We start from the raw sequence: 14,986 nt of genomic DNA on the forward strand, positions 1-14,986 counted from the left end.
AAAGCTCCGGTCGTTGAGCGAGGAGCGAAGCGACGAGACGAAACGCGCCGGGCGGTCGAGCAGCAGAGGATTCGCGCGGGCTCGCGCGTTTCGTCTCGCTCCGCTCGCTCAACGACCGAAGGTCGAGGCATCCCGCGTGAGCGTCGTCCTGGTCGTCAACAGCGGCTCGTCGTCGTTCAAGTACCAGCTGATCGACATGAATGCCGAGGCCGTCCTCGCGTCGGGGCTGGTCGAGCGCATCGGCCAGGCGGTGGGGGAGTCCGCGCACACCGTGTTCTTCGCGGCCGCGGAGGGAGGGGCATCCGTCACCGCGGCCGACGCCACCTACCGCCGGGAGCTGCCGATCCCCGACCACACGGCCGGGTTCCGGGTCATGCTGGACGCGTTCGCCCAGCACGGCCCGTCGCTCGACGATCGCGCACCCGTCGCGGTCGGCCACCGGGTCGTGCACGGCGGCGCGCGGTTCTTCGAGCCGACGCTCATCACACCGCTCGTCGAGATCAACATCGACGAGCTCTCCGTGCTCGCGCCGCTCCACAACCCGGGTGCGCTGCAGGGCATCAAGGCCGCGCGGGCGGCGTTCCCCGAGCTGCCGCACGTCGCGATCTTCGACACGGCGTTCCATCAGACGCTTCCGCCCGCGGCCTACACGTATGCGATCGACCGCGACCTCGCGGAGACGCACCGCATCCGCCGGTACGGCTTCCACGGCACCTCGCACAAGTTCGTCTCGGAGGCCGCCGCGGCCTTCCTCGGCCGGCCGCTCGCCGACCTGCGGCAGATCGTCTTCCACCTCGGCAACGGGGCATCCGTCACCGCGATCGACGGCGGCCGGTCCGTCGACACCTCCATGGGCCTCACGCCTCTGCAGGGCCTCGTCATGGGCACCCGCTCGGGCGACATCGACCCCGCGGTGCTGTTCCACCTGGCCCGCCGCGCCGACATGTCGTTCGACGACCTCGACGCGCTCCTCAACAAGCGCAGCGGGCTCCTGGGCCTCGCGGGCGTCAGCGACATGCGCGACATCACCGCGGGTGTCGAGCGAGGGGATGCCGCGGCCACCCTCGCGTTCGAGGTCTACCTGCATCGGCTGCGCTCGTACGCGGGAGCGTACCTGGCCGTCCTCGGCGGCGCCGACGTCATCTCCTTCACCGCGGGGGTGGGCGAGAACGCCCCCGCCGTGCGGGCCGGCGCCCTCGCGACGCTCGGCTTCGCCGGCATCGAGATCGACCCCGAGCGCAATGCGGCCCGGGGCCGCGGCATCCGGGTCATCTCGACCGATGCCTCGTCGGTGACGGTCCTCGTCGTCCCGACGGACGAAGAGCTCGAGATCGCGCGTCAGACGCTGTCCGTCGCACGGTGAGGGCCGCGGTGACGGATGCCTCGGCATCCGTCACGGATCCGTCACACATCCGTGACACCCGCACGCTCCATCAGCGGGGAAGCGCCGACTACGCTTGCATGACGGCGCGACGAAGAGCCGCCTCATCTTCGACCCGCGACCCTCGCCTGGAGGTTCTGTGCCCGCTGACGCCCTGCCCGATCTGACCACGTTCGACGCAGTGCTCTTCGACCTCGACGGCGTGCTGACGCCGACCGCCGAGGTCCACATGCACGCGTGGCGGACGATGTTCGAAGAGCTCTTCTCGGCGTGGGGCATCCAGCCGCCGTACGACGACCGCGACTACTTCGAATACCTCGACGGCAAGAAGCGGTACGACGGCGTCGCGAGCATCCTGCGCAGCCGCGATGTCGAGGTGCACTGGGGCGATCCGTCCGACCCGCCCGCCACCGACACGATCTGCGGCATCGGCAATCGCAAGAACGAGGTGTTCGCGCGCGTGCTGCGCAGCGACGGCATCGCGCCCTATCCGGGCTCGCTGGCCCTCCTCGACGCGCTCGCCGAGGCCGGTACGCCGGTCGCCGTCGTGTCGAGCTCGAAGAACGCCGAAGAGGTCCTGCAGGTGGCGGGCCTGCGCGACCGCTTCCCCGTCGTGATGGACGGGGTCATCGCCGAGCGCGACCACCTCGCCTCGAAGCCGGCGCCCGACGTCTTCGTCGAGGCCGCGCGGATGCTGCAGGTCGACCCGTCCCGCAGCGTCGCCGTCGAGGACGCGCTGAGCGGCGTGCAGTCCGCCGTCGCCGGAGGCTTCGGCCTCGTCGTCGGCGTGGACCGCGGCGTCGGCGCAGACGACCTGCGCCGTGCCGGCGCCCACGTCGTCGTCTCAGACCTGGAGGAACTGGTTCCATGATCGACCGCGACCGCTTCCCCGTCGACCCCTGGAAGCTCGTCGAGAGGAGCTTCAACGCGGGGGACACGGGGGTGACCGAGACGCTCTTCGCCGTCGGCAACGGCTATCTCGGCTTCCGCGGGAACATCCCCGAGGGGCGCCACGCGCACGAGCACGGCACGTTCATCAACGGTTTCCACGAGACGTTCCCGATCCGGCACGCCGAGCAGGCGTACGGCTTCGCCGAGGTCGGGCAGGCGATCATCAACGCGCCCGACTCGAAGGTCATGCGCGTCTACGTCGACGACGAGCCGCTGTCGTTCGACATCGCCGATGTGCGCGAGTACGAGCGCGTCCTCGACATGCGCGACGGCGTCGTGCGCCGCCACGTCGTGTGGTCCACGCCCTCGGGCAAAGAGGTGCGGATCGACTTCGAGCGAATGGTCTCATTCGAGGAGAAGCACCTCGCGATCATGCGCGTCGACGTCACCGTCCTGAACGCCGACGCCCCGGTCACGATCAGCAGCCAGATCATCAACCGGCAGGACGGCGAGGACGTCTACGGCGGTGCGCCGGCCCACCCGGCCAGAGCCGGGTTCGACCCCCGCAAGACCGAGCGTCTGCAGGAGCGGGTGCTCCAGCCGCAGGAGTACTGGCAGGACGAGCTGCGCTCGGCGCTGTCGTACCGGGTCACGAACTCGGGCATGACGATCGCGGTGCTCGCCGATCACCTGGTCGAGACCGAGAACGAGTACTCAGCACGGCGCCTGGTCGAGCCCGACATCGCCAAGAATGTCTTCCGCGTGCACGCCAAGGCCGGCGTGCCGATCCGCGTCACGAAGCTCGTGAGCTACCACACGTCGCGGGGGGTGCCGGCGCGCGAGATCGTCGACCGGTGCCGTCGTACGCTCGACCGTGCGCTCGAGGTGGGCGTCGACGAGCACTTCCGGCAGCAGCGCGCCTGGCTCGACGCGTTCTGGGAGCGGTCCGACGTGCGGATCGCCGGGCACGACTCCCTGCAGCAGGCGACGCGGTGGTGCCTCTTCCAGCTCGCGCAGGCGGCGGCGCGCGCCGACGGGCAGGGCATCCCCGCCAAGGGCCTCACGGGCTCCGGATACAGCGGCCACTACTTCTGGGACACCGAGATCTACGTCCTGCCGTTCCTCGCCTACACGACCCCACAGTGGGCCCGCAATGCGCTTCGGATGCGCTACCTCATGCTTCCGGCCGGGCGCCGGCGCGCGTTCCAGCTCAACGAGGCGGGCGCGCTCTTCCCGTGGCGGACGATCAACGGGGAAGAGGCATCCGCGTACTACGCCGCCGGCACGGCGCAGTACCACATCAACGCGGACGTGAGCTTCGCGCTCGCCAAGTACGTCCGGGCGACGGGCGACAACGAGTTCCTCTTCCGCGAGGGGGTCGACATCGCCGTCGAGACCGCGCGGCTGTGGACGACCCTCGGGTTCTGGCGCACGACGAACGGCGACCTGCCCGTCGAGGTCGAGACATTCCACATCCACGGCGTGACCGGTCCCGACGAGTACACGACGGTCGTCAACGACAACCTCTTCACGAACGTCATGGCCCGCTTCAACCTGCGGTTCGCTGCCCGGACGGTCCGGCTCATGGCCGACACCGATCCGGAGGCGTACCGGGTGATGGTCGAGCGCCTCGCGCTGGACCCCGAAGAGCCCGATGCCTGGGACCGGGCCGCCGAGGCGATGCACATCCCCTACAGCGCGGCCCTCGGCATCCACCCGCAGGATGCCGTATTCCTCGAGCGCGAGATCTGGGACCTCGAGCACACCCCGCCCGACAAGCGGCCGCTGCTCCTGCATTTCCACCCGCTCGTGATCTACCGCTACCAGGTGCTCAAGCAGGCCGACGTCGTGCTCGCCCTCTTCCTGCAGGGCAACCACTTCACCGACGAGGAGAAGCTGGCCGACTTCGAGTACTACGACCCGCTGACGACGGGCGACTCGACGCTCTCGGCGGTCGTGCAGTCGATCCTCGCGGCCGAGGTCGGCTACCAGGACCTCGCGCTGGAGTACTTCCAGCAGTCCGCGTTCGTCGACCTCGGAGACCTGCACCACAACGCGTCGGACGGCGTGCACGTGGCCTCGGCGGGCGGCGTCTGGACGGCGCTCGTCTCGGGATTCGGCGGCATGCGCGACCACTTCGGGGAGCTCACCTTCGACCCGCGCCTCCCCGCCTCGTGGGACGAGCTGGCCTACTCCCTCGAGTGGCACGGCACGCGCCTGCACATCGCGCTCACCCGCAGCGAGCTGCGTGTCACGGCAGGCGAGGGCGATCCGGTCAGCTTCAGCGTCCGCGGCACGGCCTTCACGGCCATGCCGGGCGAAGAGCTCGTCATCCCGCTCGCGGACCAGGGTCCGGTCATCCCCGGACGCCCGACGATCCGTCAGTTCGAGGACGTCCGCCGCGAGGACGGCACGCTCCTGGTCGCCTCGATCCCGACGGTCACCTCGGCGATCCCGATCATCACCGACACCGGTGTGCTCGGAACGCTGGAGGCTCCCGCAGAGCCCGGCGAGACCGTCGGCGCGTGACCTCCGGACGGTTCGGGATGCCGCGTCCGCCCGTGCGCGCACAGCACCACGGGATGTCGCACCCACGCCGTAGGCTGGACCGGTGACCACCGCTCTCTATCGCCGCTATCGTCCTGAGACGTTCGGCGAGATGATCGGCCAGTCGCAGGTGACCGAGCCGCTCATGACCGCGCTGCGCGGCGACCGGGTCGGCCACGCCTATCTCTTCTCGGGCCCGCGCGGCTGCGGCAAGACGACGTCTGCCCGCATCCTCGCGCGCTGTCTCAACTGCGCCGAAGGACCGACCGACGTCCCGTGCGGCAAGTGCGACAGCTGCATCGAGCTCGGCCGCGGGGGAGGCGGGTCGCTCGACGTCGTCGAGATCGACGCAGCCTCGCACAACGGCGTCGACGACGCGCGGGATCTGCGCGAGCGGGCGATCTTCGCCCCGGCTCGCGACCGCTTCAAGATCTTCATCCTCGACGAGGCGCACATGGTCACGCCGCAGGGCTTCAACGCTCTCCTGAAGCTCGTCGAAGAGCCGCCCGACCACGTCAAGTTCATCTTCGCGACGACCGAGCCCGAGAAGGTCATCGGCACGATCCGCTCGCGCACGCACCACTACCCCTTCCGGCTGGTGCCGCCCGCTGCGATGCTCGCGTACGTGCAGGAGCTGTGCGAGACCGAGCATGTGACGGTCGAGTCCGGGGTCCTGCCGCTCGTCGTGCGTGCGGGCGGAGGGTCTCCGCGTGACACCCTGTCGCTCCTCGACCAGCTCATCGCCGGCTCCGAAGGCTCCGTCGTGGCCTACGAACGAGCCGTGGCGCTGCTCGGCTACACGCACGCCGAGCTCCTCGACGAGGTCGTCGACGCCTTCGCGGCGACGGATGCCTCGGCCGCCTTCGCCGCGATCGACCGAGTCGTGCAGACCGGGCAAGACCCCCGTCGCTTCGTCGACGATCTGCTCGAGCGACTGCGCGACCTCATCGTCGTCGCCGCGACGGGGCAGGGCGCCGCGGCCGTGCTGCGCGGCGTCTCGGCCGAAGAGCTCGCGCGGATGGAGCGCCAGGCCGAGGGCTTCGGCTCGGCGCGGCTCTCGCACACCGCCGACCTCGTGATCGCCACCCTGGACGACATGACCGGGGCGACCTCGCCGCGCCTGCAGCTCGAGCTCATGGTGGCCCGCGTGCTCGCGGCGGCGAGCGCCTCGGCTGCCGCCCCGGCTGTCGCCGCTGGTGCGGCTCCGGTCGGTGCGGCATCCGCGACGGCGCCCGCATCAGCGCCTTCACGGGCTGCTGCCGCAGCGACGCCGGCTGGTGGTGCGGCCCCCGCGGCGCCGGCATCCGGTGCGGCCCCCGCGGCGCCGACGGACTCCCCGGAGCCCGAGCTCGCGAAGCGAGTGGCGGGGACGACGCCGGGTCCCCTGGCACCGTCGACGTCGGCTCCCGCGGTTCCCGAGTCGGCCCTTCCCGCGCCCGTCCAGCCCGCGCCGTCGGTGCCGTCCGGCCCCGTCACGCTCCAGCGGATGAAGGACGCGTGGCCCGAGGTGCTCGGCCGGCTCGAAGACATCAGCCGCTCCTCGTGGCTCGTCGCATCCGCGGCGACCGTCGTGGGGCTCAGAGACGACGTCCTCACGCTCACCTTCCAGAGCCAGAGCGACGTCGCGAAGTTCAAGCAGCTCTCCGCGGGCGCCGGCCCGAGCGAAGACCTCCGCTCGGCGATCCTGGCTGTCCTCGGCATCCGCGTGAAGTACATCGCGAAGCACGATGCCGAGGGCGGTGGCGCCGGGGGACCGGGGCCCTCGACCCCGCCTCCTGCCGCGCCGCGCGCCGAGCGGGCGCCGGTCCGTGCCGCTGCACCCGCCCGTGCCGCCGCCGCGCCGGTGACCGAGTGGGCCGTCGCGCCGATTCCGGATGCCGCGCCCTCGGCGCCGGTCGAATCGCCGACGATGACCGCGCCGGCCGACTCGGCCACGGCCCCCACCGCGGGCGTCGCGCAGTTCCCGATCGACGACGACCCCGACGAGGCGGCTGCCGAGACCGCGCGACTGCGCACGGCCACCCTGGCGCCGGTCCGCGAGGGAGAGGTGCTCCCGCAGACCGAGGTCGAGCCGTCGATCCGGCCCGACGACGTCGACGAGGTGGACGACCTCGAGATCGCGGCATCCGTCGACACGCCCGTGCCCCCGTCCATCGCTCCGCCGCTCGGCGTCCTGCCCCAGGCCACGGCCACGCCCCCGCGGGGAGGGCGCCCTGCGCCCGGCGGTCCGCAGCGCTACGGCGAAGCGGTCGTCCGCCAGGTGCTCGGAGCGACGTTCATCCGAGAAGAGCCGTACGAGCCCCCGACGAGGTTCAGCTAGCCCATGTACGACGGCATCGTCCAGGACCTCATCGATGAGTTCGGGCGGCTTCCGGGCATCGGCCCGAAATCCGCGCAGCGCATCACGTTCCACATCCTGCAGACCCCGAGCTTCGACGTCTCGCATCTCGCCGAACTGCTGGCCGAGGTGCGCGACAAGGTCAGGTTCTGCGAGATCTGCGGCAACGTCTCGGAGCAGGATCGCTGCGCGATCTGCCGCGACCCCCGGCGGAATCAGACGCTCATCTGCGTCGTCGAAGACGCGAAGGACGTCGCGGCCATCGAGCGCACGCGCGAGTTCCGCGGGCTGTATCACGTGCTCGGGGGAGCGATCAGCCCGATCGCCGGGATCGGTCCCGATGACCTCCGCATCGCGCAGCTCATGCAGCGCCTCGCCGACGGGACGGTGCAGGAGGTCATCCTCGCCACCAACCCCAACCTCGAGGGCGAGGCGACGGCGACCTACCTGAGCCGCCTGCTGCACACGCTCGAGATCACCGTGACGCGTCTGGCTTCCGGCCTGCCGGTGGGAGGAGACCTCGAGTACGCCGACGAAGTCACCCTCGGCCGCGCGTTCGAGGGGCGGCGCACGCTGTGAGCTCGACGCCGCTCGCCCCGGCACCCGCGCGTTTCAGCACCAAGGGCTGGGTGCTCTTCGCCGTCATGGCCCTGCTGTGGGGAGTTCCCTACCTCTTCATCAAAGAGGCGGTCGACTCCTACTCGCCCGCGGCCGTCGTCGCGGGGCGCACGCTGATCGGCGCGCTGCTCCTCCTGCCGCTCGCGCTGCACCGCCGCGCGCTGCGCCCCGCCCTGAAGCTCTGGCCGTGGGTGCTGGCCTTCGGGGCGATCGAGATGGCCGGACCGTTCCTCCTCCTGGGTCACGCCGAGCAGACGCTGCCGTCGGGCCTGACCGGACTCCTCGTCGCGACGGTGCCGCTCTTCGCCGCCATCATCGCCTTCTCCCGCGGCGACAAGGGCATCCTGCGGCCCGTCCGCGCCGGCGGACTCCTCATCGGCTTCGTCGGGGTCGGGATCATCGTCGCCGGCCCGGGGCTCGCCGTCGGGGGCGCCGGCAGCCTCCTCGCGATCGGCGAGGTCCTCCTCGTCGCGGTCTGCTACGCGATCGCCCCGTTCATCGTCGCCACGAAGCTCAAGGACGTGCCGTCGCTCGGCACGATCACCCTCTCGCTCTTCGCGGTCGGGCTCTTCTACCTGCCGATCGGGCTCCTGACGCAGCACGAGGTGCCGACGGTCCGCAGCACGGTCTCGCTCGTCGCGCTCGGAGTGCTGTGCACCGCCCTCGCGTTCATGGCCTTCTTCGCGCTCATCGCCGAGGTGGGACCTGCCCGGGCGCCCCTGTTCACCTACGTCAACCCTGTCGTCGCGATCATCCTCGGCACGATCCTGCTCGGCGAGGAGCTGAGCTTCGGCCTTCTCATCGGCTTCCCGCTCGTCATCCTGGGCTGCTGGCTCGCCGCGACGGGCGGGATCGTGGCGCGGCGCGCGAGACCCGGCCCCGCGCCGCTGGGCGAAGCGGATCTTCCCTGACCCTCCGCGGGCCGGGAGAGCAGGTCCACACCCGCGGGCTCGGGCGGGCGCGACGGCCCGTCACATGGTCGGGGCGGCATGAGGTCGTCCGTAAGATTGTGCGGTGGGCGCGGCATCCGTCCGCCCTCCGCCGGTCGCAACACATCGCACGCTCGAAGAGAACCGGCGGCGCATTCCGGGGAGTTCGAACGTGGCGCTGATCGTCCAGAAGTACGGCGGGTCCTCCGTCGCCGACGCGGAGAGCATCAAGCGGGTCGCGAAGCGCATCGTCGACACGCGCCGTGCCGGTCACGAGGTCGTCGTCGCGGTGAGCGCGATGGGCGACACGACTGACGAGCTGCTCGACCTCGCGAACCAGGTCTCGCCCATCCCCGCACCGCGCGAGCTCGACATGCTGCTCTCGAGCGGCGAGCGGATCTCGATGGCGCTCCTCGCGATGGCCATCCACTCGATGGGGTTCGAGGCGCGATCCTTCACGGGCAGCCAGGCCGGCATGATCACGACCGCCGACCACGGCTCGGCGCGCATCGTCGACGTCACTCCGGTGCGCCTCCGCGAGGCGCTCGACGAGGGCGCGATCGTCATCGTGGCGGGCTTCCAGGGCTTCAACCGCGATACCCGCGACATCACGACGCTCGGGCGTGGAGGCTCGGACACGACCGCCGTCGCCCTGGCCGCGGCGCTCGACGCCGACGTCTGCGAGATCTACAGCGACGTCGAGGGCATCTTCACGGCCGACCCCCGCGTCGTGCCGAAAGCGCGCAAGCTGGGAGTGGTCTCGGCGGAGGAGATGCTCGAGCTCGCGGCGAACGGGGCGAAGGTGCTGTACATCCGCGCCGTCGAGTACGCGCGCCGTCACGGCGTGCTCATCCACGCCCGCTCCACGTTCAGCTCGGGCGTGGGGACCTACGTGCTGGGCCAGGGGATGAGCATCCCCGACGGTCAAGAGGGAGAAGAGATGGAAGAGCCCATCGTCGCCGGCGTCGCCACCGACCTGAGCCAGGCGAAGATCACCGTCATCGGGGTCCCCGACGTCCCGGGCAAGGCCGCCGAGATCTTCAAGGTCGTCGCGAGGTCCGGCGCCAACGTCGACATGATCGTGCAGAACGTGTCGGTGGCCGCGACCGGCCGCACCGACATCTCGTTCACGGTTCCCAAGACCGATGCCGCCACCGCCCTCAAGGCCCTCGCGGGCGACCAGTCCCAGGTCGGCTTCGAGAGCCTCGTCCACGACGACCAGATCGGGAAGCTCTCGGTCGTCGGTGCGGGCATGCGCACGCACTCGGGCGTCTCGGCGACGCTCTTCGAGGCGCTCTCGGTCGCGGGCATCAACATCGAGATGATCTCGACCTCCGAGATCCGCATCTCGGTCGTCGTGCGCGGCAGCGATCTCGGCGAGGCCGCGCGCGTCGTGCACAGCGCGTACGGACTCGACGGCGACACCGAGGCCACGGTGTACGCCGGCACCGGCCGCTAGGAGCTCCGCACCCCCACGACGGCGTCCCAGACGGCGTCGGCGACTTCGCGCTTGGATCCGGATGCCTCGGCGACGACCTCGTCGTCGGCCCCGACGACGATGACGCGGTTGTCGCCCGACTCGAAGCCCGAGTTCCAGCCCACCTTGTTCACGACGAGCAGATCCACGCCTTTGCGACGGCGCTTGCGCCGCCCCCGCTCGAGCAGATCGGCGTCGTCCTCGGGCGTCTCCGCGGCGAAGCCGACGATCGTCTGCCCCTCGGCGCGGTGGGCCACGAGCCCCGCGAGGATGTCCTCGTTCTGGAGGAGCGCGAGCGTCTGCAGCGGCCCGTCCTCTTTGCTGAGCTTGCGGTCGGCCACCTCGGCGACGCGGTAGTCGGCGACGGCCGCGACCATGACGACGGCCTCGGCATCCGTCGCCGCCTCGCGCATCGCGGCACCGAGCTCCTCCGCGGTCCCCACGCGAGTGATCTCGATGCGAGGGTGAGCGGATGCCTCGGCGAGCGCCCCTTCGTCGACGTGGGCCGCCACGAGCCGAACGCGTGCGCCGCGCTCCGCCGCGGCGACGGCGACCTCGGCTCCTTGCCGCCCGCTCGAGCGGTTGCCGATGTAGCGGACGGGATCGATGGGCTCGCGCGTCCCACCCGTCGAGACGGCGACCCTGAGTCCGGCCAGGTCGCCGTCGGCCGACACGATCGCGAGCGCCGACGCGACGATCTGCTCGGGCTCCGCCATCCGTCCGGGCCCGCTGTCACCGCCCGTGAGAGGTCCGTCGGCGGGTCCGACGATGTGCACGCCCCGGCTGCGGAGGGTCTCCACGTTAGCCGTCGTGGCGGGGTGGCGCCACATCTCGGTGTGCATGGCGGGCGCGACGACGACGGGCGCCGACGTCGCGAGCAGCGTCGTGCCCAGCAGGTCGTCCGCGAGCCCCGCGGTCATCGCGGCGAGGGTGTTGGCCGTCGCCGGCGCGACGATCACGAGTTCCGCCCTGCGGCCGAGCGCGACGTGACGCACCTCCGAGACGTCCTCGTGCACCGACGTCGTGACGGGGTTGCGGCTGATCGCCTCCCACGTCGTCAGCCCGACGAACTTCAGCGCGTCGGCCGTGGGGATGACGTGCACGTCGTGGCCGCCCGTCACGAGGAGCCGCACGAGGTGCACCGTCTTGTAGGCGGCGATGCCACCCGTCACGCCGACTACGATGAACATTCCCCGATCCTCCCACGCCGCGCCGACGCGCGCCCCGGCCCGGGTCGCCGGCACGGCGGAGCGAGGACCGTGCGGAGAAAGCGACATCCGCCCATGTGCACCGTGATCGTCCACGTGCCCGAGACCGCCGACGAGCCCCTGCGTCTGCTCGCCGTCCGCGACGAGGACCCGGCCCGGCCGTGGGACGCCATCGGACCGTGGTGGCCCGAGACGTATCCCGGAGTCGTCGGGGTGCGCGACGTCCGCGCCAACGGCGCGTGGCTCGCCGCCGACCCCGATCATCGGCGGCTCGCGGTGCTCCTCAACCGCGCCGACGTCGAGACGATCCCCGACGGCGCCGCGCAGTCCCGCGGTGGACTGGTGCTCGAGTCGGTCGCGGGCCGTTCGCCGGGGGAGCACCCGCCGACGCACGGGTTCAACCTCGTCGAGGTCGACGGGCCGCGCGTCCGCGTCACGACGTGGGACGGCAGCGAGACCCGCCGGGTGGAGCTCTCCCCGGGCACGCACATGATCGCGCACGACGACGTCGACGACGACGCGACGCCGCGCATCGCCCGCTGGCTCGCGCCGTTCACGCAGGCGCACGCGACGCCGGCGACGGATGCCTCGGCCCCCGCCGTCGCCGACCTCGACGATCCTGCGGCCCGCCCGGGGGGATGGTTCGCCCCGTGGCTGGAGCTGCTCGAGGCATCCGCGGATCTGGCGCCGACCGACGACGAGGCGATCATCCGCGACAACCGTCCGCACGGCTATCCGACGCTCTCGCTGCTCGTCTGCACCGCGACGATCGGGAGTGACGGCGTCGAGCTGTCCTACGGCGCCTTCGACGAGCCCGGGCGCTGGAACCGGCCGCTTCTGGCATGAATCGCACGGTGCACGACCGGACGGCGACCTGTCACACGGTCTGGTCGCGCAGCCCCCGCCGGTAGAATCGGCCTCTACACCCCGCGCTACCTCGAGGACGTTCGCCATGACCCGCATCTCAGATTCCGGACTCTCCGTCGCCGTCGTGGGCGCCACGGGACAGGTGGGGGCCGTCATGCTCGAGATCCTCGAGCAGCGCGACTTCCCCGTGCGCGAGCTGCGCGCCTTCGCGACCGCCCGCTCGGCGGGATCCGATGTGGTCTTCCGCGGGCACGCGGTGACCGTCGAGGATGTCGCGACCGCCGACCCGTCGGGCATCGACATCGCCCTCTTCTCGGCGGGCGCCACCGGGAGCCGGGCGCACGCGCCGCGCTTCGCGGAGGCCGGTGCGATCGTCATCGACAACTCGAGCGCCTGGCGCATGGACCCCGAAGTGCCGCTCGTCGTGAGCGAGGTCAACCCGCACGCGATCGCCGAGGCGCACAAGGGCATCATCGCGAACCCCAACTGCACGACGATGGCCGCGATGCCCGTCCTCAAGGTGCTGGACCAGGCGGCAGGGCTGGAGCGGCTCATCGTGTCGACCTACCAGGCCGTCTCCGGGTCGGGTCTCGCGGGAGCGCAGGAGCTCCTCGGCCAGGTCGAGGGCGTCCTCGCGCAGGGCGACACGCTGCGCCTCGTGCACGACGGCTCGTCGGTCGACTTCCCGCAGCCCGAGAAGTACATCGCGCCGATCGCGTTCGACGTCATCCCGTTCGCCGGCAACCTCGTCGACGACGGCCAGAACGAGACCGACGAGGAGAAGAAGCTCCGCAACGAGAGCCGCAAGATCCTCGAGCTGCCCGACCTGCGCGTCGCCGGCACGTGCGTGCGGGTTCCGGTCTTCACGGGTCACTCGCTGAGCATCAACGTCGAGTTCGCCCGCGAGATCACTCCGGAGCGCGCCCGCGAGCTGCTGAGCAGCGCGCCCGGCGTGCGTCTCGAGGAGGTCCCCACGCCGCTCCAGGCCGCCGGCAGCGACCCGAGCTACGTGGGCCGCATCCGCGCCGACCAGTCGGCTCCGGAGGGCAAGGGCCTGGCGCTCTTCATCTCCAACGACAACCTCCGCAAGGGTGCCGCGCTCAACGCGGTCCAGATCGCGGAGCTCGTCGCAGCGGAGCGCACGGCGGCCGTGAGCGCTTGACCGGGCTTTCCGCTCCGTCAAGAACAGCGGAGTTTGCGGCCCAGAGGCATCGCCCCGGGCAGGAGGCACCGTCAGCGGCGCCTAGAATTGACGGGTGACCGAGACCGTAGACGTCGTGCTCATCGGTGGCGGCATCATGAGCGCCACCCTGGGTACCCTCCTCTCCGAACTGCAGCCCGACTGGAAGATCGTCGTCTACGAACGACTGAGCGACGTCGGGCTGGAGAGCTCCAACGCGTGGAACAACGCCGGGACGGGCCATGCCGCGCTGTGCGAGCTGAACTACATGCCCGAGGGTCCCGACGGCCAGCTCGACCCCGCGAAGGCGATCTCGATCAACGAGCAGTTCCAGCAGAGTCGGCAGTTCTGGGCCTCGCTCGTGGAGAAGGGCGTGCTCGACGAGCCCAAGACCTTCATCAACTCGGCGCCGCACATGACGTTCGTCCGTGGCGAGAAGGACGTGGCCTACCTCCGCAAGCGCTACGAGGTGCTCAAGAAGGAGCCTCTTTTCGAGGGCATCGAGTACAGCGAGGACTCGCGGGTCATCAACAAGTGGGCGCCGCTGCTCATGCAGAAGCGCCGCAAGGGCGAGCCCTTCGCGGCGACGCGCGTGCCCGCGGGCACCGACGTCGACTTCGGCGCGCTGACGCACCAGCTGTTCGACGGCCTCAAGGAGCGTGGCGTCCAGGTCGTGACCAACCGCGAGGTGCGCAGGCTCAAGAAGCTGTCGGACGGCACGTGGACGGTCAAGTGGCGCGACACGATCGGCCGCACGCCGGGGTATACGAACGCGCGGTTCGTGTTCGTCGGTGCCGGCGGCTGGGCGCTCAAGCTCCTCCAGCGCTCCGGAATCCCCGAGATCTCGGGCTACGGCGTCTTCCCCATCGGGGGGCAGTGGCTCAAGACGACCAACCCGGCCCTCGTGTCTCAGCACAAGGCCAAGGTGTACTCGCAGGCGTCGGTCGGGGCGCCCCCGATGTCGGTTCCGCACCTCGACACGCGCGTGGTCGACGGTGAGGCTTCGCTGCTGTTCGGCCCGTTCGCGACCTTCAGCCCCAAGTTCCTGAAGAACGGCAAGGTGACCGACATCGTGGCGCAGGTCCGCCCGGGCAACATCGCGCCGATGCTGAAGGTCGCATGGGACAACCCCAGCCTCATCCGCTATCTCGTCGGAGAGCTGCTCAAGAACCATGCCAAGAAGGTGGACAGCCTGCGCGAGTTCATGCCGAGCGCCAAGGACGAGGACTGGGAGCTGCTGCAGGCCGGGCAGCGGGCCCAGGTCATGAAGAAGGATCCCAAGAAGGGCGGCGTGCTCCAGTTCGGCACCGAGGTCGTGACGTCGCAGGACGGCACCATCGCGGGACTGCTCGGTGCATCGCCCGGGGCCTCGACCGCCGTCTCGATCATGCTGGGGCTGCTGAAGTCGTGCTTCCCCGACCGCATCGCGGACTGGGAGCCGACGCTCAAGGAGCTCATCCCGAGCTACGGCGAGACGCTCAACCCTCGCCCGGAGGCCGCTGAAGAGACCCTGACCGAGACCGCCGAGGCCCTCGCACTCACCGCCTGAC

At 70.8% G+C, this 14,986-nt stretch carries 11 protein-coding genes; 10 read left to right on the plus strand and 1 reads right to left on the minus strand.

Annotation, left to right across the window (positions count from 1 at the left end; all coding sequences use genetic code 11):
- Positions 1 to 136: 136 nt before the first annotated feature.
- The 7 genes from G5T42_RS10950 to G5T42_RS10980 all read left to right on the plus strand — a co-directional run bounded on the left by G5T42_RS10950 (position 137) and on the right by G5T42_RS10980 (position 10,163).
- Positions 137 to 1,363 carry an acetate kinase gene (locus tag G5T42_RS10950; protein WP_165128475.1) on the plus strand — a complete coding sequence of 409 codons (1,227 nt, stop codon included), beginning with the start codon at positions 137 to 139 and terminating at the stop codon, positions 1,361 to 1,363.
- 157 nt (positions 1,364 to 1,520) lie between these two features.
- Complete coding sequence (locus G5T42_RS10955) at positions 1,521 to 2,252, plus strand: beta-phosphoglucomutase family hydrolase (protein WP_206535627.1); 732 nt, start codon at positions 1,521 to 1,523, stop codon at positions 2,250 to 2,252.
- Positions 2,249 to 4,801: a glycoside hydrolase family 65 protein gene (locus tag G5T42_RS10960; protein WP_165128477.1), complete on the plus strand. Its 2,553-nt coding sequence runs from the start codon at positions 2,249 to 2,251 to the stop codon at positions 4,799 to 4,801. The genes G5T42_RS10955 and G5T42_RS10960 overlap by 4 nt, the downstream gene beginning before the upstream one ends.
- A gap of 82 nt (positions 4,802 to 4,883) precedes the next feature.
- Positions 4,884 to 7,139 (plus strand): DNA polymerase III subunit gamma and tau, encoded by a 2,256-nt coding sequence (locus G5T42_RS10965; protein ID WP_165128479.1) that lies wholly within the window; start codon positions 4,884 to 4,886, stop codon positions 7,137 to 7,139.
- A gap of 3 nt (positions 7,140 to 7,142) precedes the next feature.
- Positions 7,143 to 7,736, plus strand: a complete 594-nt coding sequence (recR, locus tag G5T42_RS10970) for a recombination mediator RecR (RefSeq protein ID WP_165128481.1) — start codon at positions 7,143 to 7,145, stop codon at positions 7,734 to 7,736.
- Positions 7,733 to 8,686 carry a DMT family transporter gene (locus G5T42_RS10975; RefSeq protein WP_241245784.1) on the plus strand — a complete coding sequence of 318 codons (954 nt, stop codon included), beginning with the start codon at positions 7,733 to 7,735 and terminating at the stop codon, positions 8,684 to 8,686. Before recR ends, G5T42_RS10975 begins: the two co-directional genes overlap by 4 nt.
- Before the next feature lie 190 nt (positions 8,687 to 8,876).
- On the plus strand, positions 8,877 to 10,163 hold the full coding sequence (locus tag G5T42_RS10980; protein WP_165128483.1) for an aspartate kinase: 1,287 nt from the start codon (positions 8,877 to 8,879) through the stop codon (positions 10,161 to 10,163).
- Here the strand turns inward: G5T42_RS10980 and coaBC are convergent.
- Positions 10,160 to 11,371 (minus strand): bifunctional phosphopantothenoylcysteine decarboxylase/phosphopantothenate--cysteine ligase CoaBC, encoded by a 1,212-nt coding sequence (coaBC, locus tag G5T42_RS10985; protein WP_165128485.1) that lies wholly within the window; start codon positions 11,369 to 11,371, stop codon positions 10,160 to 10,162. The two genes, G5T42_RS10980 and coaBC, sit on opposite strands and share 4 nt — an antisense overlap.
- Positions 11,372 to 11,464: 93 nt before the next feature.
- Here coaBC and G5T42_RS10990 point away from each other — a divergent pair, with 93 nt between their 5' ends.
- From G5T42_RS10990 to mqo, 3 genes are all read left to right on the plus strand, one after another.
- A complete protein-coding gene (locus tag G5T42_RS10990; protein WP_165128487.1) occupies positions 11,465 to 12,235 on the plus strand; it encodes an NRDE family protein in 771 nt (256 codons plus the stop codon).
- Positions 12,236 to 12,341: 106 nt separating this feature from the next.
- Entirely contained in the window at positions 12,342 to 13,418 is a 1,077-nt protein-coding gene (locus G5T42_RS10995) for an aspartate-semialdehyde dehydrogenase (RefSeq protein WP_165128489.1), read from the plus strand.
- A 136-nt stretch (positions 13,419 to 13,554) separates the two neighbouring features.
- A complete protein-coding gene (gene mqo / locus G5T42_RS11000; RefSeq protein WP_241246068.1) occupies positions 13,555 to 14,985 on the plus strand; it encodes a malate dehydrogenase (quinone) in 1,431 nt (476 codons plus the stop codon).
- The last annotated feature ends 1 nt before the right edge of the window (position 14,986 follow it).

This window comes from Microbacterium sp. 4R-513, assembly GCF_011046485.1.
Taxonomy (GTDB): domain Bacteria; phylum Actinomycetota; class Actinomycetes; order Actinomycetales; family Microbacteriaceae; genus Microbacterium.